Origin of the sequence: Rhizobium sp. 9140 (assembly GCF_900067135.1) — a bacterium.
GTDB lineage: Bacteria > Pseudomonadota > Alphaproteobacteria > Rhizobiales > Rhizobiaceae > Ferranicluibacter.
Genome location: NZ_FJUR01000001.1, coordinates 2,357,397 through 2,380,992, shown reverse-complemented (window position 1 = coordinate 2,380,992; position 23,596 = coordinate 2,357,397). Strand labels below are relative to the sequence as shown.

At 61.5% G+C, this 23,596-nt stretch carries 28 protein-coding genes and 1 tRNA gene; 18 read left to right on the top strand and 11 right to left on the bottom strand.

Going from position 1 to position 23,596, the window contains the following annotated elements:
• From tgt to coaD, 5 genes are all read right to left on the bottom strand, one after another.
• Nucleotides 1-1,131 carry a tRNA guanosine(34) transglycosylase Tgt gene (gene tgt / locus GA0004734_RS11240; protein WP_092933733.1) on the bottom strand — a complete coding sequence of 377 codons (1,131 nt, stop codon included), beginning with the start codon at nt 1,129-1,131 and terminating at the stop codon, nt 1-3.
• Entirely contained in the window at nt 1,128-2,207 is a 1,080-nt protein-coding gene (gene queA / locus GA0004734_RS11235) for a tRNA preQ1(34) S-adenosylmethionine ribosyltransferase-isomerase QueA (protein WP_092933731.1), read from the bottom strand. Before queA ends, tgt begins: the two co-directional genes overlap by 4 nt.
• Before the next feature lie 78 nt (nt 2,208-2,285).
• Complete coding sequence (locus tag GA0004734_RS11230) at nt 2,286-2,795, bottom strand: peptidylprolyl isomerase (protein ID WP_092933730.1); 510 nt, start codon at nt 2,793-2,795, stop codon at nt 2,286-2,288.
• Nucleotides 2,796-2,822: 27 nt separating this feature from the next.
• Nucleotides 2,823-3,389 (bottom strand): peptidylprolyl isomerase, encoded by a 567-nt coding sequence (locus GA0004734_RS11225; RefSeq protein ID WP_092933728.1) that lies wholly within the window; start codon nt 3,387-3,389, stop codon nt 2,823-2,825.
• Nucleotides 3,390-3,456: 67 nt separating this feature from the next.
• Entirely contained in the window at nt 3,457-3,954 is a 498-nt protein-coding gene (coaD, locus tag GA0004734_RS11220) for a pantetheine-phosphate adenylyltransferase (RefSeq protein ID WP_092933726.1), read from the bottom strand.
• A 314-nt stretch (nt 3,955-4,268) separates the two neighbouring features.
• Between coaD and GA0004734_RS25955 the strand changes: the two genes are divergently transcribed.
• Complete coding sequence (locus GA0004734_RS25955) at nt 4,269-4,409, top strand: hypothetical protein (protein ID WP_162743107.1); 141 nt, start codon at nt 4,269-4,271, stop codon at nt 4,407-4,409.
• Between the two features lie 124 nt (nt 4,410-4,533).
• On the opposite strand, the gene gyrA is transcribed toward GA0004734_RS25955, so the two are convergent.
• On the bottom strand, nt 4,534-7,359 hold the full coding sequence (gene gyrA / locus GA0004734_RS11215) for a DNA gyrase subunit A (protein ID WP_092933724.1): 2,826 nt from the start codon (nt 7,357-7,359) through the stop codon (nt 4,534-4,536).
• Nucleotides 7,360-7,579: 220 nt separating this feature from the next.
• Here gyrA and GA0004734_RS11210 point away from each other — a divergent pair, with 220 nt between their 5' ends.
• On the top strand, nt 7,580-8,215 hold the full coding sequence (locus tag GA0004734_RS11210; protein WP_092933722.1) for a MarC family protein: 636 nt from the start codon (nt 7,580-7,582) through the stop codon (nt 8,213-8,215).
• Nucleotides 8,216-8,252: 37 nt separating this feature from the next.
• On the opposite strand, the gene GA0004734_RS11205 is transcribed toward GA0004734_RS11210, so the two are convergent.
• A complete protein-coding gene (locus tag GA0004734_RS11205) occupies nt 8,253-8,471 on the bottom strand; it encodes a hypothetical protein (protein ID WP_092933720.1) in 219 nt (72 codons plus the stop codon).
• 187 nt (nt 8,472-8,658) lie between these two features.
• Between GA0004734_RS11205 and GA0004734_RS11200 the strand changes: the two genes are divergently transcribed.
• Nucleotides 8,659-9,012: a hypothetical protein gene (locus tag GA0004734_RS11200; RefSeq protein WP_092933719.1), complete on the top strand. Its 354-nt coding sequence runs from the start codon at nt 8,659-8,661 to the stop codon at nt 9,010-9,012.
• Nucleotides 9,013-9,057: 45 nt separating this feature from the next.
• Here GA0004734_RS11200 and GA0004734_RS11195 read toward each other — a convergent pair whose 3' ends face one another.
• Complete coding sequence (locus GA0004734_RS11195; protein WP_245292400.1) at nt 9,058-9,417, bottom strand: hypothetical protein; 360 nt, start codon at nt 9,415-9,417, stop codon at nt 9,058-9,060.
• Between the two features lie 168 nt (nt 9,418-9,585).
• Here GA0004734_RS11195 and GA0004734_RS11190 point away from each other — a divergent pair.
• From GA0004734_RS11190 to GA0004734_RS11145, 10 genes are all read left to right on the top strand, one after another.
• A tRNA-Asn gene (locus tag GA0004734_RS11190) sits at nt 9,586-9,660 on the top strand.
• Between the two features lie 137 nt (nt 9,661-9,797).
• Nucleotides 9,798-9,980, top strand: a complete 183-nt coding sequence (locus tag GA0004734_RS11185) for a hypothetical protein (RefSeq protein ID WP_092933717.1) — start codon at nt 9,798-9,800, stop codon at nt 9,978-9,980.
• A 14-nt stretch (nt 9,981-9,994) separates the two neighbouring features.
• A complete protein-coding gene (locus GA0004734_RS11180; RefSeq protein WP_092936204.1) occupies nt 9,995-10,270 on the top strand; it encodes a hypothetical protein in 276 nt (91 codons plus the stop codon).
• A gap of 123 nt (nt 10,271-10,393) precedes the next feature.
• Nucleotides 10,394-11,845: a cryptochrome/photolyase family protein gene (locus tag GA0004734_RS11175; protein ID WP_092933715.1), complete on the top strand. Its 1,452-nt coding sequence runs from the start codon at nt 10,394-10,396 to the stop codon at nt 11,843-11,845.
• Nucleotides 11,842-13,182 carry an NAD(P)/FAD-dependent oxidoreductase gene (locus tag GA0004734_RS11170; RefSeq protein WP_092933713.1) on the top strand — a complete coding sequence of 447 codons (1,341 nt, stop codon included), beginning with the start codon at nt 11,842-11,844 and terminating at the stop codon, nt 13,180-13,182. Before GA0004734_RS11175 ends, GA0004734_RS11170 begins: the two co-directional genes overlap by 4 nt.
• Nucleotides 13,179-14,078, top strand: a complete 900-nt coding sequence (locus GA0004734_RS11165; RefSeq protein ID WP_092933711.1) for a DUF1365 domain-containing protein — start codon at nt 13,179-13,181, stop codon at nt 14,076-14,078. The genes GA0004734_RS11170 and GA0004734_RS11165 overlap by 4 nt, the downstream gene beginning before the upstream one ends.
• Before the next feature lie 42 nt (nt 14,079-14,120).
• The gene (locus GA0004734_RS11160; RefSeq protein ID WP_092933709.1) at nt 14,121-15,374 is read left to right on the top strand and encodes an SAM-dependent methyltransferase; all 1,254 of its coding nucleotides are present in this window, start codon (nt 14,121-14,123) and stop codon (nt 15,372-15,374) included.
• Nucleotides 15,367-16,728, top strand: coding sequence for an MFS transporter (locus GA0004734_RS11155; RefSeq protein WP_092933707.1), 1,362 nt, complete (start codon nt 15,367-15,369; stop codon nt 16,726-16,728). Before GA0004734_RS11160 ends, GA0004734_RS11155 begins: the two co-directional genes overlap by 8 nt.
• A gap of 6 nt (nt 16,729-16,734) precedes the next feature.
• On the top strand, nt 16,735-17,139 hold the full coding sequence (locus GA0004734_RS11150; RefSeq protein ID WP_092933705.1) for an SMR family transporter: 405 nt from the start codon (nt 16,735-16,737) through the stop codon (nt 17,137-17,139).
• A complete protein-coding gene (locus GA0004734_RS11145; RefSeq protein ID WP_092933703.1) occupies nt 17,126-17,452 on the top strand; it encodes a DMT family transporter in 327 nt (108 codons plus the stop codon). Before GA0004734_RS11150 ends, GA0004734_RS11145 begins: the two co-directional genes overlap by 14 nt.
• On the opposite strand, the gene GA0004734_RS11140 is transcribed toward GA0004734_RS11145, so the two are convergent.
• Nucleotides 17,440-18,279: an SDR family NAD(P)-dependent oxidoreductase gene (locus GA0004734_RS11140; RefSeq protein ID WP_092933701.1), complete on the bottom strand. Its 840-nt coding sequence runs from the start codon at nt 18,277-18,279 to the stop codon at nt 17,440-17,442. The two genes, GA0004734_RS11145 and GA0004734_RS11140, sit on opposite strands and share 13 nt — an antisense overlap.
• A gap of 99 nt (nt 18,280-18,378) precedes the next feature.
• Nucleotides 18,379-19,029 (bottom strand): ChrR family anti-sigma-E factor, encoded by a 651-nt coding sequence (locus tag GA0004734_RS11135; protein ID WP_092933699.1) that lies wholly within the window; start codon nt 19,027-19,029, stop codon nt 18,379-18,381.
• A gap of 303 nt (nt 19,030-19,332) precedes the next feature.
• Here GA0004734_RS11135 and GA0004734_RS11130 point away from each other — a divergent pair, with 303 nt between their 5' ends.
• From GA0004734_RS11130 to GA0004734_RS11110, 5 genes are all read left to right on the top strand, one after another.
• Entirely contained in the window at nt 19,333-20,376 is a 1,044-nt protein-coding gene (locus tag GA0004734_RS11130; RefSeq protein ID WP_092936202.1) for a cysteine synthase A, read from the top strand.
• 10 nt (nt 20,377-20,386) lie between these two features.
• Nucleotides 20,387-21,133, top strand: coding sequence for an alanyl-tRNA editing protein (locus GA0004734_RS11125; RefSeq protein WP_092933697.1), 747 nt, complete (start codon nt 20,387-20,389; stop codon nt 21,131-21,133).
• Between the two features lie 51 nt (nt 21,134-21,184).
• A complete protein-coding gene (gene sseA / locus GA0004734_RS11120) occupies nt 21,185-22,039 on the top strand; it encodes a 3-mercaptopyruvate sulfurtransferase (protein ID WP_092933695.1) in 855 nt (284 codons plus the stop codon).
• A 134-nt stretch (nt 22,040-22,173) separates the two neighbouring features.
• Nucleotides 22,174-22,686, top strand: coding sequence for a GNAT family N-acetyltransferase (locus GA0004734_RS11115; RefSeq protein WP_092936201.1), 513 nt, complete (start codon nt 22,174-22,176; stop codon nt 22,684-22,686).
• A gap of 76 nt (nt 22,687-22,762) precedes the next feature.
• Nucleotides 22,763-23,236 (top strand): DUF1203 domain-containing protein, encoded by a 474-nt coding sequence (locus GA0004734_RS11110; protein ID WP_092936200.1) that lies wholly within the window; start codon nt 22,763-22,765, stop codon nt 23,234-23,236.
• Nucleotides 23,237-23,240: 4 nt separating this feature from the next.
• On the opposite strand, the gene GA0004734_RS11105 is transcribed toward GA0004734_RS11110, so the two are convergent.
• Nucleotides 23,241-23,555, bottom strand: a complete 315-nt coding sequence (locus GA0004734_RS11105; RefSeq protein WP_092933693.1) for an HlyU family transcriptional regulator — start codon at nt 23,553-23,555, stop codon at nt 23,241-23,243.
• Between the last annotated feature and the right edge of the window lie 41 nt (nt 23,556-23,596).

The following is a 23,596-nucleotide window of genomic DNA, read 5'->3' as shown; positions in this document are numbered from 1 at the left end:
TCAAACCGGAGCGAGGTCACCCCTCGCCCATTCTTCCTGCGTCTCCGCCATGAAGTCGGCGTAGCGACCGTCCTCGATCGCCTTGCGGATACCCGCCATGAGATCCTGGTAGTAGGAGAGGTTGTTCCACGTCAGAAGCATGCCGCCGAGCGACTCGTTTGATCGAACGAGATGGTGGAGATAGGCGCGGGAATAGTCGCGTGCCGCGGGACACGTGGATTGTTCGTCCAGCGGGCGCACGTCCTCGGCGTGACGGGCGTTGCGCAGGTTGACGCGTCCCCGGCGGGTGAAGGCGAGGCCGTGGCGGCCGGAGCGGGTCGGCATGACGCAGTCGAACATGTCGATACCGCGGGCGACCGATCTCAAGATGTCGTCCGGCGTTCCCACGCCCATCAGGTAGCGCGGCTTTTCGAAAGGCAGTTCAGGGCAGGTCGTGTCCAACATGTCAAGCATCACTGCCTGCGGCTCGCCAACGGCAAGGCCGCCGACCGCGTAGCCCTTGAGATTGAGGCCCGCCAGCGCCTGGGCGGATTTGACACGAAGCGCGGGGTTGTCGCCACCCTGCACGATGCCGAACATCGCCTTGCCCGGCTGGTCGCCGAACGCCGTCTTGCAGCGCTCGGCCCAGCGCAGCGACATCTCCATCGCACGCTCGATTTCGCGCGGCTCGGCCGGCAGGCGAATGCACTCGTCGAGCTGCATCTGGATGTCGCTGTCGAGCAGGCCCTGAATCTCGATGGAACGCTCCGGCGACATGTGGTGCAGGGCGCCATCGACGTGGCTCTTGAAGGTCACACCTTGCTCGTCGAGCTTGCGTAGGCCGGAGAGCGACATGACCTGGAAGCCGCCGCTATCGGTGAGGATCGGCCCCTGCCAGCGGATGAGGTCGTGAAGGCCGCCGAGGCGCGCGACGCGTTCCGGGCCGGGGCGCAGCATCAAGTGGTAGGTGTTGCCGAGGATGATATCGGCGCCAAGTTCCTTGACTTGGTCGAGATACATCGCCTTCACCGTGCCGACCGTTCCCACGGGCATGAAGGCCGGCGTGCGGACGGTGCCGCGCGGCATGGAAACCGCACCGTGCCGCGCGTTGCCATCGGTGGCGGTCAGATTGAACTGGAAAGTCTCTGTCATGGTTCGTTCCGGAAAAGCAGGCTGGCATCACCGTAGGAATAGAAGCGATAGCCGTCCGCAATGGCGTTGGCATAGGCGTCGCGCATGGTGTCGAGGCCCGAGAAGGCGGAGACGAGCATGAACAGCGTCGATTTCGGCAGATGGAAATTGGTCATCAGAATATCAACGGCGCGGAACCGGTAGCCGGGCGTTATGAAGATTCCGGTCGGTCCCGACCAAGGCTCGATGCGCCCGTCGTCCGTCGCTGCACTCTCGATCAGGCGCAGCGAGGTGGTGCCGACGCAGACGATGCGGCCGCCCCTCGCCCGCACGGCGTTCAGCCGCTCGGCAACCTCCGCCGAGACGTGACCGATCTCCTGGTGCATCTTGTGGTCGCTGGTATCATCCGCCTTCACAGGCAGGAACGTACCGGCCCCGACATGCAGCGTCACGAAATGCCGTTCGACGCCGCAGGCATCCAGTGCGGCGAAGAGACGGTCTGTGAAATGCAGCCCGGCGGTGGGCGCGGCGACCGCACCCTCCTCCCGCGCGTACATTGTCTGGTAATCCTGCCGGTCCTGCGCGTCCTCCGGTCGCTTGGAAGCGATGTAGGGCGGCAGAGGAATGTGGCCGACGGTGGCAATGGCCGCATCGAGCGCGGGTCCCGAGAGGTCGAAGGCGAGCGTGACCTCGCCGCCTTCCGTCTTCGCCTCCACGGTCGCATCCAGCGTGCCGAGGAGGCAGGCGTCGCCGCCGTGGCCGAAACGGATGCGGTCGCCGGGCTTGATGCGCTTGCCCGGCCGCGCAAAGGCCTTCCACCGGTCGGGTGCGATGCGCATGTGGAGCGTGGTCGAGACGGCTTGTTCGGTCGCGCCTTCTCTTAGACGAACGCCTTCGAGTTGCGCGGGAATCACCTTGGTGTCGTTAAAGACAAGCGCATCGCCCGGCTGCAGCAGAGACGGAAGATCGATGACGCTGCGGTGTTCGAGCGGGCCTTCCGGACGGATGACGAGCATACGGGCGCTGTCGCGCGGGCTGGCGGGCCGGAGGGCGATGTTGTCGTCGGGGAGATCGAAGTCGAAGAGATCGACGCGCATGAACGAGCATTTCTCAAAACGGACAAGGCCCGCCCGAGGGCCTGAACGGCGATCGGGCGGGCCTTGCCATAGCCTGAATCAGGCGTTGGCGGCAATCTTCATCGAAACGATGCTGTCGGGATCCTTCACCGGCTCGCCGCGCTTGATGTTGTCGATGTTTTCCATGCCTTCAACGACCTGACCCCAGACCGTGTACTGCTTGTTCAGCCACGGGCTGTCGGTGAAGCAGATGAAGAACTGCGAGTTGGCCGAGTTCGGCATCTGGCTGCGTGCCATGGAGCAGGTGCCACGCACATGGCTGGTGGCCGAAAATTCAGCCTTAAGGTCGGGCTTGGACGAGCCACCCATCCCGGCACGGGCCGGGTTGAAGTCCTTGCCACCCTGCTTGCCGAACTGCACGTCGCCGGTCTGCGCCATGAAGTCGTCGATGACGCGGTGGAACACAACGCCGTCATAGGCGCCTTCGGCGACCAGTTCCTTGATGCGGGCGACGTGGCCCGGTGCCAGATCGGGCTTCAGTTCGATCACGACCTGACCCTTGGTCGTTTCCATGATGATCGTGTTTTCCGGATCCTTGATCTCGGCCATGCTCTTCTCCTTCAAAGAATTGGGGTGTTACTTGCCGACCTTGACGCTGATCATGCGGTCGGGATTGGTGACGGAGCCGCTGTCGCCCTCGCCTTTCTTGATCTTGTCGACATTCTCCATGCCGGACACGACCTCGCCCACGACGGTGTACTGGCCGTTGAGGAACGAGCCTTCGTCGAACATGATGAAGAATTGCGAATTTGCGGAGTCGGGGCTCTGCGAACGGGCCATGCCGACGGTTCCGCGCTTGAACGGGGTCTTGGAGAACTCGGCAGGCAGATCAGCCTTCGAAGAGCCGCCCATGCCGGCACGACCGGCCTCGAAGTTCTTTTCGAGGTTGCCGTATTGAACGTCGCCCGTCTGGGCCATGAAGCCGGGGATGACGCGGTGGAAAGCGACGTTGTCATAGGCGCCCTCTGCGGCCAGTTCCTTGATCCGCGCGACATGCTTCGGCGCGATCTCGGGAAGCAGCTCGATGACGACGGGGCCGCTTTTCAGCGTGATCGTCAGAAGGTCCTTGGCCTGGGCGATGGCTGCGCCGGTGAGCACCGCCAAGGATACTGCGCCTGCTAGGGCAAGCTTGAAGAATGTCATGATGGCTCCGTGTTTCGTCTGCGGATTTGCATGTGGCCGTATCGATATAGCGCCCGAAGTGCCGATGTCAGCGCTGCGCCTTGCGAATGCCAAGCGCCTGAACCACCACCTTCGGCACGAACGGGCCGACATCGCCGCCCATAGCGGCGATCTGACGGACCAATGTGGCCGTTATCGGCCGCGAAGCCGTTGCGGCGGGAATGAAAAGGGTCTGGATGTCGGGCGCCATTTCGCGGTTCATACCGGCCATCTGCATCTCATAGTCCAGATCCGTGCCGTCGCGCAGCCCGCGAATGAGCACCGAAGCTCCGTGACGTCGGGCAGCGTTAACGACGAGATCGTCGAAGGACACCACCGAGACATCGGCGCTCCGCTCGGGCATCGCCTCACCAATCGCGTGGCGGATCAGCGTGGCGCGCTCGTCGAAGGAGAAGAGCGGCGTCTTGCCGGGATGAACGCCGATAGCGACGATCAGGCTCTGCGCCACGTTCAGCGACTGGGCGAGGATATCGAGATGTCCGTTCGTGATCGGATCGAAGGAGCCGGGGTAGAAAGCTGTCGTCATCGCACCGTGTTCCGTTTGGGCAGTCTTCTGTCACGCCCGGCAGGGCGGCGCAAGATGCTCTGCCTGTTCCCCGGAAGCCATTCCGCTCGCTTGAAGACAGTACACACAAGAATAGTCTCACAAGGTCTCTGGAACTTTTTTCCGTGATGCCTCGTTGAAGGTGCAGAAAGGATGACCGCCATGGGATTGATGCTGTTTTCGATGCTGATGTTTTTCACAATGATCTTTGCGACTGTGCATGCACTTCGCTCGGAAGTCGGTTCGAAGCCAAAGCCTGCCCGCCGGTTTGTCGTCACCAGATAAGGAAACGCGACATGGCCGTTATCATGATGATCGTGTCAGCAGTGATTAGTATCGTGTTCCTGTTTGACTTTACGAAGACCATTCTTCAGCTCAAGCGAGACCGCGAGGCCATCCGAGCGTCCCGCCGCCACAGTGAAGGTTTTTCGATCTAATATTCTCATTTATCCCAATGCGACCTCCAGCGCTACGGGATACAAAAAAGCCGGACGGTCCCCTGCCCGTCCGGCTTTTCCTATTCTTGCTTTTACAGTTCCGGCGTTTGTTGCACAGCCGAAATTATTCGGACATCGGATCCGGATCCCCAGTCGTCTCACGGGCTGCAGATGTGTCCTCCTGAACAAGCTGCTCATCGAGGATCGCAACGGCTGCCTCATCATCTTCAGGCTCACTGATACGCTCGACGGAGACGACCTTTTCGTCCTTTGCTGTCGAGAAGATCGTGACGCCCTTCGTCGCACGGCTCGCGAGGCGGATGCCGCCGACGGGAACGCGGATCAGCTGTCCGCCGTCGGACACCAGCATGATCTGGTCCGCATCTTCCACCGGGAAGGCAGCGACGAGAACGCCGATCTCGTTGGTCTTCGACGTATCGGTGGCCCGGATGCCCTTGCCGCCACGGCCAGACGTCCGGAAATCGTAGGTCGAAGACCGCTTCCCATAGCCCTTTTCCGAGACCGTCAGCACGAATTGCTCCTGTGCCTTTAGTTCGTCATAGCGCTCCTGCGAGAGTTCGCCAAAGACGTCGGCCCCCTCTTCGCCGACCAGCGTGATCTCATCGTCTTCGCCTGCAACAACTTCGCCAGCGACGAGACGCCGTTCGACGGACGCGCGTTTGAGATAGGCGGCGCGTTCCCAAGGCTCGGCATCGACATGGCTGACGATGGTCATGGAGATAATGCGATCGTCCTTCCCGAGCGAAATGCCGCGGACGCCGATTGAATTGCGTCCGGCAAATACACGGACGTCGTCCACTGGGAATCGAATGCACTGGCCGAACGCGGTGGTGAGGAGAACGTCGTCGCGGTCGGTGCAGGTTTCCACTGACAGGATCTCGTCGCCATCTTCCTCCAGCTTCATCGCGATCTTACCGTTGCGATTAACCTGGATGAAGTCCGACAGCTTGTTGCGGCGAACCGTGCCGCGCGTCGTGGAGAACATGACGTCGAGATTGGCCCAGCTTGCCTCGTCCTCGGGCAGCGGCATGATCGTGGTAATGCGTTCGCCCGCTTCGAGCGGCAGCATGTTGATCAGCGCCTTGCCACGCGATGTGGGGGTCCCGATCGGCAGACGCCAGACCTTTTCCTTGTACACGATGCCGCGCGAGGAGAAGAACAGAACGGGCGTGTGCGTATTGGCGACGAACAGGCGCGTGACGAAATCCTCATCGCGGGTCGACATGCCGGAGCGGCCCTTGCCGCCGCGGCGCTGCGCCCGGTAGGTCGTCAGCGGTACGCGCTTGATGTAGCCGAGATGCGACACGGTGACGACCATGTCCTCGCGCGAAATCAGGTCCTCATCGTCCATATCGGGACCGCCCTCGACGATCTCGGTACGCCGCGGCGTGCCGAATTCCTCGCGGATCGCCGTCAGCTCGTCCTTGACGATCGTCATGATTCGCAGGCGCGAGCCAAGGATCTCGAGGTAGTCGCTGATTTCGGAACCGATCTTGTTCAGCTCGTCGCCGATTTCGTCACGACCCAGCGCCGTGAGGCGGGCGAGACGCAGCTCGAGGATGGCACGGGCCTGTTCCTCGGAAAGATTGTAGGTGCCGTCCTCGTTGATCTTGTGGCGGGGATCGTCGATCAGGCGGATGAGTGAGTCCACGTCATGGGCCGGCCAGCGGCGCGTCATGAGCTGTTCGCGAGCGGTGGCCGGATCGGGGGCCTCGCGGATCAGCTTGATGATCTCATCGATATTGGCAACCGCGATGGCGAGACCGACGAGCACATGGGCGCGTTCGCGCGCCTTTCGCAGCAGATACTTGGTGCGACGGCTGACGACCTCCTCGCGGAAGGCGACGAAGGCGCGCAGCATGTCGAGCAGCGTCATCTGCTCCGGCTTGCCGCCGTTCAGCGCCACCATGTTGCAGCCGAAAGACGTCTGCAGCGGGGTATAGCGATACAGCTGGTTGAGGATGACCTCGGCATTGGCATCGCGCTTCAGCTCGATGACGACGCGGTAACCCTGCCGGTCGCTCTCGTCGCGCAGATCGGAGATGCCCTCGATACGCTTGTCGCGCACCAGCTCGGCCATCTTCTCGATCATCGTCGCCTTGTTCACCTGGTAGGGAACCTCGGTCACGATGATCATTTCGCGATCGTTGCGCATCGGCTCGATATGCGCCTTGCCCCGCATGATAACCGATCCGCGGCCGGTCTCGTAGGCAGAACGAATACCCGAGCGGCCCATGATCATCGCGCCGGTCGGGAAGTCCGGACCCGGAATGATCTCCATCAATTGCGGCAGTTCGAGCGCGGGATCTTCGATCAGCGCGATGCAGCCCGTGATGACTTCGGACAGGTTGTGCGGCGGAATGTTCGTCGCCATGCCGACCGCGATGCCGCCGGCGCCGTTGACGAGCAGGTTCGGAAACTTCGCCGGCATCACGACAGGCTCGGACAGCGTGCCGTCATAGTTGTCGCGGAAATCGACGGTTTCCTTGTCGAGGTCGTCGAGAAGCGCGTGCGCCGACTTCTGCAGGCGGCACTCGGTGTAGCGTTCGGCTGCCGGCGGGTCGCCGTCGATGGAACCGAAGTTGCCCTGCCCGTCAATCAGCGGCAGGCGGAGCGACCAGGGCTGCGCCATACGCGCCAGCGCGTCATAGATCGCGAGGTTGCCGTGCGGGTGATACTTACCCATCACGTCCCCGGTCACGCGGGCGCATTTGACGTATTTCTTGTTCCAGTCGATTCCGAGTTCGCTCATGCCGAACAGGATCCGCCGGTGCACCGGCTTCAGTCCGTCGCGAACGTCGGGGAGCGCACGGCTGACAATGACGCTCATCGCGTAATCGAGGTAGGAGCGCTGCATTTCCTCGATGATGGAAATGGGCTCAATGCCTGGTGGGTTCTTGCCGCCGCCGGGAGGTGTTTGCTCAGTCAATTTGGGTCACGATCGTTGGTCAGAATCAGAGGGCTACATATAATCCATACAGCGCCCTTGCGCTAATTTGCGCGCGGGGTTGTGAACAGTCTTATGCCTTTCTGGCAGCAAAAGGGCGGCTTTCCAAGGTAAACTTGCAGCGCGGGCATCCTGCCTCTTTACCCGAAACGTCACTTGCGCCTAACTGGCCGCTCGCGCGAAACGCGCCCCGGAGAGCGGCATGCCCGATACCGACCTTCTCATCAACGCCTTGACCACGATCCTCGTCACCATCGACCCGCCGGGCCTTGCACCGATCTTTCTCAGCCTGACCGCCGGTATGAGCCGGAGCGAACGCAAGCAGGTGGCCTGGCGCGGCAGCCTCATCGCGTTCTGCATCCTTTCGGTCTTCGCGCTTTTCGGCGACAGCATTCTTGGACTGCTCGGCATTTCCATGGGTGCGTTCCGCATCGCCGGCGGGCTTCTGTTGTTCTGGATCGCCTTTGAGATGATATTCGAGAAGCGCAACGAGCGGAAGGAGAAGACCGGGGAAACGGCAACCCTGAGGGATCACATCGAAGATATCGCGGTCTTTCCGCTCGCCTTGCCCCTTATCGCGGGACCGGGCGCGATTTCGGCCACGATCCTGCTCGCCGGCTCCTATCCCGGCACCGTCGGGCGTCTCCAACTGATCCTCGTCATAGGAGCGTGTGTGGCAATCCTGTTTGCAGCGCTCGTCATCGCCGAACGCATCGATCGATTTCTCGGGCAAACAGGGCGCGCGATTCTCACGCGCCTCCTGGGCGTCATCCTCGCCGCGCTGGCGGTCCAGTTCGTCGTGGATGGCGTGACCTCCGCATTCGCGCTGAAGGTTTGACATCTTCCGGCAGGCAGCGTCGCGATGGTCGAAAATCCTACTGGTAGAAGAAGCAGACGCAGTCGGCCTTCGCCGCATCCTCATCAGCCCAGACGCGGGCCGCAAGACGACTCGCCTCGCCGCTATCGCCCAGGCGCAACCCAAGAAGCGACGTTGCCGCCAGCTTGGCGTTGACGGCATCGATCTCGACGATCTTGCCGACCTGATGGACGCCGTCGCGCGGTGTCCAGGTGAAAAGTTGAACATTGTAATGCATGGCGTTCCTCCCGCTCATACCGACGCGGTCGCTCCTCAACGACCGCTTGAAGACCATACCATAAAATCGCGCAAATCCATATGGCTTAGGCGCTCACGTGCCCTTGGCGGAACTTACGGGTCTGCTGCCCGTTGCTCTTGTCGAGATGAGAGGAGCGCATCGTCGCTCCGGACCCAAGGAGACGGTTATGGCGAAAATAGTGGACGAACGCGGCGACGTGCGCTCGACGCAGGAACTGAACAAGAAGGTCACCGTCAACCCGACGGAAGCGCGTCAGGGTGGTGCCGGCCGTCCGGTGCTGATGGTTCTGATCGGCGGCCTTTTTCTCGCGCTGATCGCGTGGGGTGCGGCAGAAATGTTCGGCGAGAACACGGACAATGACGCGGCGACCGATCGTCAGCAGACCGAGCCCGCGCAGAACGGTCAGGCAACGCCGGCAAATCAGGGCACAATCGACAACACGCCGGCGAATGGCGAGCAGATGCAGCCGGCACCTGCCGACCGTGATCCCACACCGCAGACGGGCACGACGAACGGATAAACTGCTTCTGAGGATTGAAAGAAGGCCGGTTCGACCCGGCCTTTTTCATATGCGCTCAACGCGAGCGGCCTTCGCGGCGGCTTTCGCCTGCTTCCGGCGGCCCCACCAGACGGCCATGCAGCGGCGCTTGCGGCGGATGTAGGCTGAATCATGCGACAGCACGACGAGACCGAGGGGCACCATCCAGAAGCCAAGAATCGGCAGGAAGCCGAGGATGCCGCAGACGACCAGCAGACAGCCAAGAAGGACGCGAAGCCATTTCTGGCGCGGCAGCGGCATATGCCATGAACCGATTGAGAGTTGTGGGCCATGCGGGCGCGGCGAAGCCGTCTTCGTGTCTGTACCAGCACCATCCTCGTGGGTGCTGCCCGACGGGCGTGCGACTACGTCAACCTCGTTCATCATCGTCCAGTCCGGCCTCATCCACTTAAAACGACCCCTGTCGCCCATATTGGCCCTGAGGTGTGCTTCGCATCCGTGTTTGTCCACAGCGAGACGCGATTTTTTGAAAAAAGCGCTTGGCAAATCGAAAAAGCACCCGTATTAGCAGCCTCACTTCTGCAGCGCAGATGTTCCCTGGTAGCTCAGCGGTAGAGCATTCGACTGTTAATCGACAGGTCGCCGGTTCGAATCCGGCCCGGGGAGCCATTTTCTTAATCAAGATCATGGCATGTGGCTTAGGTCACACGACGACCGCCTCCCCTATTGCGACTATTCTGTTCCTCCATACAAGCCGGAACATTTGTCTTGACCCCGTGTTCTCCGGTTACCACGGAGAACAGATCATGGGTAACAGCGACCAGAACAGCACGTCCGAGCAGAAGCGTCCGACTGATGTCAATACGACAGCGGATGATGCTGCCGTAGATGATAACGACTCCATCGCCCCGACATTCGCCAAACCCGCAGACGAGAAAGATGCCAGCGAACGGCCCGTGGTCAATCCCGTGACGGGCGGAGCGCTTTAGGAATGCGAACGACGATGAAAGTCGGGACACTTGTGATTGGCAGTGCTTTGTCCCTCACGGCATGCAAGCCCTCCGACGTTCAGCCGATTCCCGGGAGCATCACCTACGGCGGGCATCAGCCGCGAACGAAGCTGACGAAGTCTCCGATTGGCAGCACGTTCACCAACCAGATTACCGATGAATACGGCTGTATGGCGATGGAGACCTATCGGATCGAACCGGACAGATCATTGAAACTCCTTCGCCGTTCACGCTTGGCCTCTTCCGGCGGGTTCGGCTTCTCCTGCTGAGCGTTGAGAGTGTTCGCCGGGCATATGACAGGGTCTATCCCAGTATTCGTTTGTTTTTGAAACCTTCTTGATCCACACGCCGTCCCTGATCGTAAGACGGGCAAAGGAAACAGACGGATCAAGATGGACGACGTGCATCAACGGGACCAGAGCCCGATCATTGTATGGTTTCGCAAGGACCTTCGCACAGATGATAATCGTGCGCTGTCATCCGCAGCCGAAACAGGTCGTCCTGTCATTCCGCTCTATATTCGCGAAGATAATACTGAAACCGGCCCGCTTGGTGAAGCGCAGGCCTGGTGGCTTCACCATTCGCTCACCTCGCTTTCCGCCCAGTTCGAATCTTGTGGCTCACGTCTCATTCTGATGAGTGGTGAAGCCGAGGTGGTTTTGCGGCAGGTTATCAAGGAAACCGGCGCCTCCGCCGTCTTCTGGAACCGGCGATACGATCCTGCCGGCATCAAGATCGATACGAAGCTGAAAGAGGTCTTCTCCAAAGACGGGATGGAGACGGCAAGCTTTGCCGGAGCGCTCATGCATGAGCCGTCTCGCGTGAAGACAAAGACCGGCGGTCCGTACCGGGTCTACACACCTTTCTGGCGTGCCATAGAGGCCAGTGGCGAGCCGCCCGAGCCCGTAGACGCCCCCGAAACATTGCCGGCGCCGAAGACGTTTCCGCGGTCGGAGACGCTTGAGGACTGGGGCCTGTTGCCGAAGCTCGAATGGGCTGCAGATTTTTTGCAGCGCTGGGCGCCGGGCGAAACCTCCGCACATGAAAAGCTAGAGGATTTCACGGACGGCACGATCGACGGATATCGCGAGTCGCGTGAGCGGACCTGGGAAGCGGGAACGTCGCGGCTCTCGCCGCATCTGGCAATGGGCGAGATTTCCCCGGCCCGTATCTGGCACGCGACGCGCGGTCTGTCGAAGGCCGACTCGGCAGATGTCATCACGTTCCGCAAGGAGTTGGTCTGGCGGGAGTTCGCCTATCATCTCCTGTTCCACAATCCTGACATGCCGACCGAGAGCCTGAACCGGAAATACGACAAGATCGGCTGGACGGATGGCGAGGAGGATTTCGATCTTTGGAAGACGGGCATGACCGGTTTTCCGATCGTGGATGCCGGCATGCGTGAACTCTGGCGCTTCGGCACAATGCACAATCGCGTTCGCATGATCGTGGGGTCATTTCTGGTGAAGGATCTGCTGATCGACTGGCGGCGGGGCGAGCGCTGGTTCCGCGATACGCTCGTGGATGCCGATCCTGCGAGCAATGCCATGAACTGGCAGTGGGTCGCCGGTTGCGGTGCCGATGCCTCGCCCTTCTTCCGCGTCTTCAACCCGATCACGCAGGGTGAGAAGTTCGATTCCGACGGGCTGTACGTCCGTGAACACGTGCCGGAACTTTCCGACATGCCGAGCGACTGGATCCATCGCCCGTTCGACGCACCGTCCGCTGTTCTTGCCAAGGCCGGCGTGACGCTGGGCGAAACCTACCCGAATCCGATCGTCGACCATGCCAAGGCGCGGGATCGCGCGCTTGCCGCCTACCGCAACATCAAGGATGCCGCATGACGTCTTCTGTTTCCACCGGCATCTCTTCCGCGCATGGCCGGCTCTCGATCGCTGTTGTCGGCTCGGGCATTTCCGGCAGTTCGGCGGCCTGGGCGCTGCGTGACGTTCACGACGTGACATTGTATGAGAAGGCCGAGAGGCCTGGCGGGCATACGGCTACTGTGGAGGTCGATTACGACGGGCAGCGGATCTCGGTCGATACGGGTTTCATCGTCTATAACGAGCCGAACTATCCGAACCTGAAAGCGCTTTTCGCCGAACTCGACGTCGAGACGCTGCCGAGCAGCATGAGCTTTGCGCTGTCGCTCGACCATGGCGCGCTTGAATGGCGCGGCGGTCCGTTCACAGGGCTCTTTGCGCAGAAGCGGAACATGCTGCGTCCGTCCTTCCTCCTGATGTTGCGCGAGATCCTGCGCTTCAACAAGATCTGCCTCGTTGATCGCGATGCGGGCCGGCTTTCGGAGATGTCGATCGGGGACTATCTCGACTGGCGCCGTTTCTCGCCCGGCTTCACCAACAACTACCTGCTGCCGATGGCTGCGGCCATCTGGTCTGCGCCTGCCGCCAAGATGCTGGAGTTTCCGGCGGATCACTTCATTCAGTTCTTCGACAATCACCGCCTCGTCTACGCGACGCCCCATCCGTGGCGCACGGTGGCAGGCGGTAGCCGGGTCTATCTCGACAAGCTGCTGGCTCCGCTCGGCGACAGGCTGAGGCTAAACTGCGGCATTCGGTCGATACGGCGCGACGGGCGGAAGGTTCATGTGACGGAGGACGATGGCACGGTGCGGGTCTACGACAAGATCATCATCGCATCCCATTCGGACCAGGCTCTCGCCATGCTCGCGGACGCGACGCCGCAGGAGCGCGCCGTGCTGGAAGCCGTGCCCTACAAGCCGAATCGCGTCGTGCTGCACCGGGATGTGGCCCTGATGCCGAAGCGGCAGAAGGTCTGGGCGTCGTGGAACTACCTACGCTCGACACGTCCGGGGGCTGACAGCCAGGTTGCCGTGACATACTGGATGAACAGCCTTCAGGCGATCGACCCCGCCTGCCCGCTCTTCGTCACATTGAATCCGGAACGCGAACCCGATCCGCGCCGGGTTTTTGCAGAGTACACCTACGACCATCCGCAGTTCGATGCCCGCTCCATCGATGCACAACGGCGGCTGAAGATCTTTCAGGGCGATAACAACACGTTCTTTGCCGGCGCCTGGACAGGTTACGGCTTCCATGAAGATGGCCTGTCGTCCGGCTTGTCAGCGGCGGAAACGCTCGGCGGCATCATACCGTGGCGGCTTGCTCCGACCGCGATCTTCGCCGAAGCTGCGGAATGACCGATACGCCTCCCGATGTCGGACGCCTGCATGCTCCGCCAACGGAGCCGGCGCTGCTCTATGCTGGCGACGTCATGCATCAGCGCATGAAGCCGCTCGGGCACAGGTTTTCCTACAGCGTCTTTTCGCTGATGGTGGATCTCGACCGGCTCGATGCAGCAGACACGCAAAGCTGCGTGTTTTCCGTCGATCGCTTCAATATCCTCTCGTTCCACCAGAGCGACCATTCCGGGCGCGTGGACATTTCGCTGCGCGCCTATGTCGATGGCCTGCTTGCCGATGCCGGTGTTTCCGCGCCTGCAGCTCGGGTGCTCCTCGTCTGCTATCCGCGCATTCTCGGCTGGGTCTTCAATCCCCTTGCCGTCTATTACGCCTATGACACGTCCGATGCGCTGGTGGCGCTGGTTTACGAGGTGCGCAACACCTTCGGCGAGCGACATAGCTATGTCTGCCCGATTTCATCCGGGCAGGTGACCGATGCCGGCGTTCGGCAGGAATGCGACAAGATCTTCCATGTGTCACCTTTTATGCCCATGGCCATGCGCTACCGGTTTCGCATGGTGCCGCCGGGCAAGGATATCCGCTGGCGAATTCTTGAGACGGATGCCGAGGGGCCTGTGCTTTCGGCGACCTTCTCCGGCCATGCGCAACTGCTGACGACGGGCAATATTCTGCGTCTCGTCGGCCGTATTCCGCACCTTACTTTGAAGATCGTGGCTGGCATTCACTGGGAGGCGGCGAAGCTGTGGTGGAAGGGGGCGCGATATATCTCCCGGCCCGCACCACCCGCACCGACCAGCGTCTGGACCGACGATATCCGCTGCGACGAGCCGGCACCGCGCCGGCTGTCGCCACAACCCACCTCCCACCGAGAGACTTGCAGCCCTGCCGAATAAGGCTATTTTGTGTAAGTCCGATGTTTGCCGAAAGGTTGTGCGATGCGTTCAGCTGAAACATGGCGCGATGAGAAGTCGCCCGCAGAGCGTCTGTCCAAGGACAATATTTCCCGTTTCATCAAAGGCTTGCCGGCGAAGGCCCAGATGGTGCTTCGCGGCTTGGTCAATATGGAGGCCGGCTGCCTGCAACTGACGCTGCCCGATGGACGAACCGTCGTCATCAAGGGCCGGGCACACGGTCCGGAGGCAGCCGTGACGTTGCACAATTGGAACCTGCCCCAGCGTGCGCTGACCAACGGAACCATCGGTGTGGCCGAAAGCTACATGGCTGGCGACTGGGACAGCCCTGATGTGGGGGCATTCCTCGAGCTTTTCCTCGTCAATGCGGAGATGGGCCGGCACTTCCCGAACGGGGCTCGCGGCATTTTGCGCTTCGTCGAGAAGATGCGTCACTGGATGAACGCCAACACGAAGGCAGGCTCCAAGCGCAACATCTCCGCCCATTACGACCTTGGCAACGCGTTCTATGCGCAATGGCTCGATCCTTCCATGACCTACTCCTCGGCGCTCTACGCGACGGGCGCGAACGACCTCCAGTCTGCCCAGCGGGCGAAGTACAAGGCGTTGGCCGATGCCGCGGATATCGGGCCGGGCGACCATGTGCTCGAAATCGGCTGCGGCTGGGGTGGCTTCGCAGAATATGCGGCCGGCGAAATCGGCTGCCGCGTGACGGGCCTGACGATCAGCCGCGAGCAACTCGATTTCGCCCGCGCCCGGATGGAAAAGGCCGGTCTCTCCGACAAGGTCGACATCAAGTTCCAGGACTATCGCGACGAGGCGGGAACCTATGACAAGGTCGTCTCCATCGAGATGTTCGAGGCCGTCGGCGAAAAATACTGGCCGACCTATTTCTCGCAGGTCCGCCGCTGCCTTAAGCCGGGCGGTCGGGCCGGCCTGCAGATCATCACCATCAAGCCGGAATCCTATCGCGAATATCGCGCCAATCCCGACTTCATCCAGAAATATGTCTTCCCGGGCGGCATGCTGCCGACGCGCGAGCATCTGGTTTCGCTCGGCTCCAAGGTCGGGCTGAACATGGTCGGAGATCTCGGCTTCGGCCTAGACTATGCCCGGACGCTTGCCGAATGGCGGGAGCGCTTCTGGTCGGTCTGGCCGAAGATCGAGCCGCTAGGCTTCGATATCCGCTTCAAGCGGCTTTGGGAATTCTATCTGTTCTATTGCGAAGCCGGGTTCCGCGCGAAGAATATCGACGTCCGACAGGTCGTCTATGAATGATCTCCCGGACGGGACGCGCGCATCCGCCCGTTTTTCGGACGCAAAGCTCCCGGTACGCGCCCTTCTGGCCTACGCCCTGCCCGCCGCACCGCTGGCAGCCCTCGGCCTTCCCCTCTACTCCCTCGTGCCGACCTATTACACGGAGACGCTGGGCGTGCCGATCGCGACGGCTGGCTGGGTGATCCTGTTGATCCGCCTGTTCGACGCGATCTCGGATCCCTTGGTCGGGTATGCCGCAGACAGGATGGATCCCGCATTCGGCCGCCGCCGGCTGCTGTTCCTGATGTCGCTTCCAGTCGCGGCCCTTGCCGCCGTGATGCTCTACTGGCCGGCAGAGACGGCGGGTGCCGGATGGCTCGGGTTCTGGGGATGTGTCGTCTCGCTTGGCTCCACCATGGCCATGGTGCCATACTCCGCCTGGGGCGCGGAGCTTGTCGGCGACTATCATGGGCGCACCCGTCTCTCCGCCTTCCGCGAGACCTTCACGCTGATTGGTACGCTGATTGCCATCGTCCTTCCTTTTGCCATCGGCTTCGAGCAGAAGGGGCTTTCCGGTCTGGCGGTGCTCGGCATCGTTGTCGGCCTTGGCCTGCTTATCCTCGGCGGCCTGACCGTCCGTATGGTGCCCGAACCCGCGAACCGCACGCAGGAGCGGCTGTCCCTGCCGGATGCGCTGCGCTTTCTCGCGAGAAACAAACCTTTTCTGCGGCTGGTCCTTGCCTATTTTCTCAACGGGCTTGCAAACGGCATTCCGGCGACACTGTTTCTCTACTTCGTTTCCGCACGGCTTGGCCTGCCGGACATGCGCGGACCGCTGCTGTTTCTCTACTTCCTTTGCGCCATCGGCGGCGTGCCACTTGCCAGCGCCTGCGCCGCCCGCTTCGGAAAGCACCGCGCCTGGTCGGTCGGCATGCTCGTCGCCTGTGCCGTCTTCCTGCTGGCGCCGCTCTTGCCGCCGGGTGGCCTCTACGGCTTCGGGGCCATCTGCGTCGTCACGGGCATTCTCCTCGGGTTCGATCTGGCACTTCCGCCATCCATCCAGGCCGATGTTATCGACGCGGATACGGCCGTCTCCGGCGAGCAGCGGGGCGGCTTCTACTTCGCGGCCTGGGGGCTGGCGACGAAGCTTTCGCTGGCGATCGGCGCCGGGCTGGTCTTTCCGATTCTGTCTGCGGCCGGATTCGACCCCGCGGCAGGTGCCGACAACAGCGCCGATGCGCTGTTCGCGCTCGCAGCGCTCTATGCCTGGGTGCCGGTCGCGTTGAAACTCTGCGCCATCGCACTGATGTGGACATTTCCGCTGGACGAACGCATGCAGCGTCAGCTACGCGAGGCGATCGCACCGACCGCCTGAGAGATCATGACACACGAACCGTCTCTGCCCGCCGGCCTGCGCGGCGCTCGCCGGCTTGCCTGGCTCTACCTTGCGCTCGCCATCGTCATCGAGGTGATCGGCCTCACCGTCATGAAAGCCGCCAGCGTTTCCGGTGGAATGGACGGCTATATCGTCATGTATATGGCGATAGCGCTTTCCTATGTCTGTCTGGCGAAGGCCGTGCGAACGCTGCCGGTCGGCGTGGCCTATGCCATCTGGGAAGGGTCGGGCATTGCGCTGATAACACTCGTGTCGGTGTTCTTCTTCCACCACGATCTCAGCCTGCGGGAGTTCATCGGGCTCGCCATGGCGGTTCTCGGCATCATTCTCGTCAATGCGGGCGAGGACCATGAAACCGCACCTGCGGAGGCCACCAATGAGCCTGCCTGAGTGGCCCTTCGTCCTCGCTGTCCTTGCGGGTCTGTTCGATGTTGCCGCAAACCTCGCCTCCAGCAAATCCGAAGGCTTCTCCCGCAAGGGCTGGGGTGTTCTATCGATCCTGCTGGTGCTGGTGGCTTTCGCGCTTCTGGCGGAAGCCGTGCGTCGCATGGACCTCGCCGTCGCCTACGGCATTCTCGGCGCGACCGGCATCTTCGGAACCGCCATCAGCGCGCGGTTGCTGTTCAAGCAGACATTGAAGCCGATCGGCTGGGTCGGGCTGGCGCTCGTGTTTGGCGCCGTGCTCGTGCTTCACACGGCCTGAGGCTCTTCCGGCTTGCCGCGCGGCAGCCGCGCCTTGACGGACGGGCGCTTTTTCCAACCCGTTGCAGCATTGATGAGAGGGAAATACAGCCAATAGGGCAGGATGTTGATGAACTTCAGCACATAGGTAAAGCGCTTCGGGAAGGTGATCTCGAAACCCGAGCCCTGAAGTCCTGCAACGATCGCGCCTGCCGCCTCTTCCGGCGAGACCAGTGCCGGCATGGGGAAGGCATTTTCCTTGGTTGCCGGCGTATCCACGAAGCCAGGATTGACCACCTGGATGCGGATGCCCTGCTTGTCCAGATCGAACTTGAGACTCTCCGCCATATTGATGAGGGCGGCTTTCGTCGCACCATAAGCGCCGCTCGTCGGCAGACCGCCATAGCCGGTGACAGAGGAGACGATGGCGATCTGTCCCTGCCCGCGCACCTTCATGTGGCGGATCGCTGGCAGCAGGCAATTCACCACACCGTTCAGGTTGACCGAGAAGGTTTCCTGAAAGTCTTCGAGATGCAGATCCTCGCCATGAACCGGTTTGAAGACGCCAGCATTGAGCGCCACCAGCGCCAGCGTGCCGTGATCATATTCGATCGAAGCGATCACCCTTTCCATATCTTCGGGATCGGTCACGTCACCATCGAGCACGATGATGCGACCGGGACCCGTCGCCTCTCGCTGCAGGGCCACCAGCTTGTCATGGCTTCGCGCGGTGACCACCACGCCGAAACCTTCGGCCACCAGCTTTAGAGCGAGCGCCCGACCTATGCCCGAGCTGGCGCCCGTGACCCAGGCAAGACCATGTTCCGGGCGTGCAATGAAAGACGACATGTTCCGTTTCTCCCAGGCGCGCGATATGCCTGTTTTCATTGATCTGGTGATGACGTAGAGCGGTGGCAATATCCGGAAAGATGCTTGCCCTGCGGCGTTTCAGCCAATCAGGTCGCTGAGGCGGCGGCTGAGAGAGCCACGCAATTTGACCGGTGCATCGGTCACCGCGAAAACGATACAATGTTCGCCGCTCTCGGCGACCGGACGATGATCCAGACTGTCATCGGCAACGGAGATGTCGCCCCGACCAAAACGGCCCCTTACATCGCTGAACGCGCCGTGCAGCACCAGGGAAAGCTCGAAACCCTCATGCGTATGCTCTGGAATGGCCCGGCCCGGTCGGATGCGGTAGAACGAAACATCGCAGCCGTCGATTTTGCCCAGCGCATATTCTTTCAACCCGGGAAGCTTCCAGCGCCAAGGAATATCGTCCCTGTCGAAGCCGGCAAACGCGCGCAACACGCCTGGCCATTCGTCGTTATCAATATGCTGGAGGCTCGGCGCTGTAGCGAGCGATAAACGAGGGCTTGAAACAATAGCAGCGATAGTTTTTTCGGGATCGGACAGCGGCAACGGGTCGATCGCCTCGATGAGGTCTCCGGCCGCTGCCTCGAATGCCGCCACAGTTTGCCGATTGGCAGACTGCAGTTCGAGATGCGCGGCAACGAGAACGCGAGCAGGCTCTGGCAAAATGCCAGATGCATAATGCGCCATCAGCGCATCTACCGTATCGAGCTCACTCGTCGTCATCACTCTCTATCCACCGCCCTCGCAAGGGCCTCCCTCATACGATAATGATTTCTTACGATCCTGTCTTCGCCGTGGATCACCGAATTGTGCTTTGTGCGCTTCAAGACAAATATTGCGCCGAAGCGCCGCCTTGCAAAACCGTTTTCCTTGCAGCTTGGTCTTTGCAGCGGCAAAAGAAGTCAACACCATACCGCAGAATTCGTCTGCCTTCCCTGCCGGCCTTGCCGCCACCTCGCGTCCGGCTATGTTGCGCTGAAGCCCGCCAATGCTTCCATTGCGATTCTCCTTCAAGAGGTCCCACACATGTCCGCACTGAATTCCGTTCTCGACGCCATCGGCAACACGCCTCTCATCCGCTTGAAGGCGGCATCAGATGCGACCGGTTGCACGATTCTCGGAAAGGCCGAGTTTCTCAATCCCGGGCAGTCTGTGAAGGACCGTGCGGCGCTCTTCATCATTCGCGAAGCGGAACGTCAGGGCACGTTGCGCCCCGGTGGCGTTATCGTCGAGGGAACGGCCGGCAATACCGGAATCGGACTCGCGCTCGTGGCGCAGGCGCTGGGCTATCGCACCGTCATCGTCATCCCGGAAACGCAGAGCCAGGAAAAGAAGGACGCGCTGAAGCTGCTGGGGGCCGAGTTGGTCGAGGTTCCCGCCGTTCCCTACCGCAATCCGAACAATTACGTAAAACTCTCCGGCCGCCTCGCCGAGCAGCTGGCGCGGACGGAACCGAATGGGGCGATCTGGGCCAACCAGTTCGACAACACGGCCAACCGGGCAGCGCATATCGAGACGACGGCGCCGGAAATCTGGCGCGACACCGACGGCAAGGTCGATGGCTTCATCTGCGCCGTCGGCTCCGGCGGAACGCTTGCTGGCGTTGCGGAGGGCCTGCGCGGATTCAATCCGGATATCAAAATCGGACTAGCCGACCCGGAAGGGGCCGCCCTTTTCAGCTACTACACCGAGGGCGAGTTCTCGGCGCCGGGCAGTTCGATCACCGAAGGCATCGGTCAAGGCCGTATCACGGCGAACCTCGAAGGGTTCACGCCGGACTATTCCTACCGCATCCCTGACGCCGAAGCTGTTCCGCTGGTGTTCGACCTGATCGAAAAGGAAGGTCTCTGCCTCGGCGGCTCATCCGGTATTAACATCGCCGGCGCGATCCGGATGGCGCGGGATCTCGGGCCGGGACATACGATCGTGACGATCCTGTGCGATTATGGCAATCGCTACCAGTCGAAGCTGTTCAATCCGGATTTCCTGAAATCCAAAGGCCTGCCGGTTCCAGACTTCCTGAGCCGGCACAGCAAGATCGACGTTCCCTACGAAGCGGCAAGCGCCTGACGTCATGACAATGTCCACACACAAAACCGAAGCTCTGTTCCGCGAAGATTTCTATCTCTCAACCTGCGAGGGACGGGTGATCGACGTGTTGGAAGACGGCGGTATCGTGCTCGATCGCACGCCTTTCTATGCGACATCCGGCGGGCAGCCCGGCGATCGGGGTTTTATTGAACGTTCCGACGGCAGCCGGATCGAGATTACCACCACACGGACGGGTGCGACCAAGGAGGTGATCGTTCATGTGCCCGGCGAAGGCCAAGCGCGGCCGGAGGTCGGCGAAGATATCGTGGCGCATATCGACTGGCCGCGCCGGTACAGGCTGATGCGGATGCATACAGCCTGCCATCTCCTTTCGGTCGTCTGCCCCTACCCGATCACGGGCGCGGCGGTCGGCGAGGACGAAAGCCGGGTCGATTTCGACATGAGCGAGACGATCGACAAGGACGCGGTCACCGCGAAGATGATGGCGCTCGTTCGCGACAATCATCCGATCACGCTGCGCTGGATCACGGATGACGAGCTTCTGGCCAATCCGGACATCGTCAAGTCGAAGAACGTGCGCCCGCCTGTCGGCCTCGGGTCCGTAAGCCTCGTCTGCATCGGCGAGGATGCCGCCATCGACAGCCAGCCCTGCGGCGGCACGCATGTGTCCGAGACGCAGGAGGTGGGCGACATCCACATCGCGAAGATCGAGAAGAAGGGCAAGGAGAACCGGCGCTTCCGCATCCGCTTCGGCCCTCCGGAGACCACAGCCTGAACCCTTCCATCCCTGAACCGAGACCCCTGAACCGAGAACGGATCTGCCAGTATGCGTGAAGACAAAAGCCCCTTCGTCGTCAACGGCGATTGGCTGCAGGAGCGTCTCGGCGGCGCCACCCTGCGCATCGTCGATGCCTCCTGGTACCTGCCGGCGCACAAGCGCGATCCGAAATCGGAATACGCAGCCGGTCATATTCCGGGGGCGATCTTCTTCGACCACGATGCACTGTCAGATGCGACGAGCGGGCTGCCGCACACCCTGCCGGCACCGGAATCTTTCGCTGCATCCGTCGGCACCTTGGGGATAGCGGATACGGACACGATCGTCGTCTATGACGGTCCCGGATTCTTCTCCGCACCCCGCGCCTGGTGGATGTTCCGCGTGATGGGCGCAAAAGAAGTCTACGTGCTCGACGGCGGGCTCGACGGCTGGAAAAGCGAAGGCCGGCCAGTGACGACCGAGACGTCGCCCGTCTTTCCGGCCGTGTTCAACCCGACCTTCGACGCGCGCGCGGTCACGTCCTTTACCGAGATGACGCATGTCGTCGGCGAGGGGCGCCGACAGATCGCGGATGCCCGCAGCCCTGGCCGGTTTACGGGCGAGGAGGCCGAGCCGCGCGCCGGCATGCGCTCTGGCCATATGCCGGGCGCCCGCAGTCTGCCGGCCGGAGGTTTTGCAGCCAATGGCCGCTTCAAGTCCCTGCCGGAGTTGCAAAAACTCGTTGCTGAGGCCGGAATCGATCTCGACAGGCCCGTGGTGACTAGCTGCGGCTCCGGCATCACGGCCGCGATCATCACACTGGCGCTGCAATCCCTTGGACATACCGATAATACGCTCTACGATGGTTCCTGGTCGGAATGGGGGAGTCGCGCTGACACCGCGATTGCAACCGGTAACCCTTAGACGGGAAGAGTGGAACACGCATGGAATTGGTAGACGCAGTCGCAGCAAACGGGACGGAAACCAACGCACCGGTGGATGCCGGGATCACGCTCGTGCCGGGACGGCCGGCCACGATCCACATCACCGAGCTGGAAATGACGGCAGCGCCGAAGCAGAGCCTGCCGTTTCCGGTCAATATCCAGACGGCGCTGATGCGGGTGGTGGATATCCCGCCGGCCTACTACCGGTTCCTCTATCTGCAGGTCGGCCGCCGCTGGCATTGGGTCGATCGCCTGCGTCTCGACGACGAGGCGCTGACTGCGGTTTTGCACGACAAACGCAATTGCGTGACCGTACTCTACGTCAACGGCGCTCCGGCCGGCTTCTTCGAAGTCCTGCACGTGGATGACGACACCGTCGAGTTGACGCATTTCGGTCTCTTCGAGCGTGCCCTCGGTCTCGGCCTTGGCAAGTGGTTCCTGTTGCAGGCGCTCTATGGCTGTTGGAGCTATGGCCCGAAAGTGGTCAAGGTCCAGACGAACAATCTCGACCACCCTCGCGCCATCCAGCTCTACCAGCGGTTCGGCTTCTCCCCGGTCGCAACGCGGGAAGGCGAACTCGTGCCCCTGACCGAAGACGAAATGCTCGACCTCGTTCGGAAGCTCTGACGGCAGACCGTCCGGAAACGGGTGTCGGTCGTGGGCCTGTCTCGTCATGATCCTTGCAACCAGCAAGGAGACCATCATGACGAAGATCCGCTTTACTGCCATGCCGACTGACGATGCGATGCACATCTGGAACGGCGGTGCCGATGCTTACGGTCTTATGCCGGAACGCTTCATATCGGATGGTGAAGGCAACCCGTGCCGGCATTGCCTTGAAGATATCGCAGGCGACGAGCCTGCCCTGCTCTTTGCCTACCGCGCGTTTCCAACGCGACAGGCCTTTGCAGAGACAGGGCCGATCTTCCTGCATGCCACTCCGTGCGCACGCTATGTTGCGGAGGAATGCCTGCCGCCGATCTTGAGCAGCCCGGATTATATTGTAAGAGGCTATGACCACGCGGATCGGATCGTTTACGGGTCAGGCGCAGTGACGCCAACAGCCGACATCATCGACCGAGCGTTGCATATTCTGGAGCGGCCGGAGATCGCCTACGTGCATGTGCGCTCGTCGCGCAATAATTGCTATCACTGCCGGATAGACCGCTCAGCCTGACGGATCAGACCTGGCGACTGGCAGCGCCGTCCGAGAACAGCGAAAGACCGTTCTCGTCGATGATCTGATGCGCCTTGCGCAGGGCCGCAGACGAGGCTTCGTCCGTTGAGGAGAACATGTCGGCACGGATGAAGCTGCGCGAAAGTTTCTGACCGCCCACGTCTTTCTCGATGACGCCGGACAGCCTGTACTGGCTGCCCTCCTTCATCGGCGTCGCCCGGATCAGGCAATCGCCATAGGATTCGGTCGAGCCGGAGGCGGCTTCAGGAGCGGGGTCGGACGAGGAGCGGCCGAAAAGACGGGAGAAAAACGATGCCATGGAAAAGATTTAGCCTCCTGTCCTGTCGTTGTCAAAGTCCG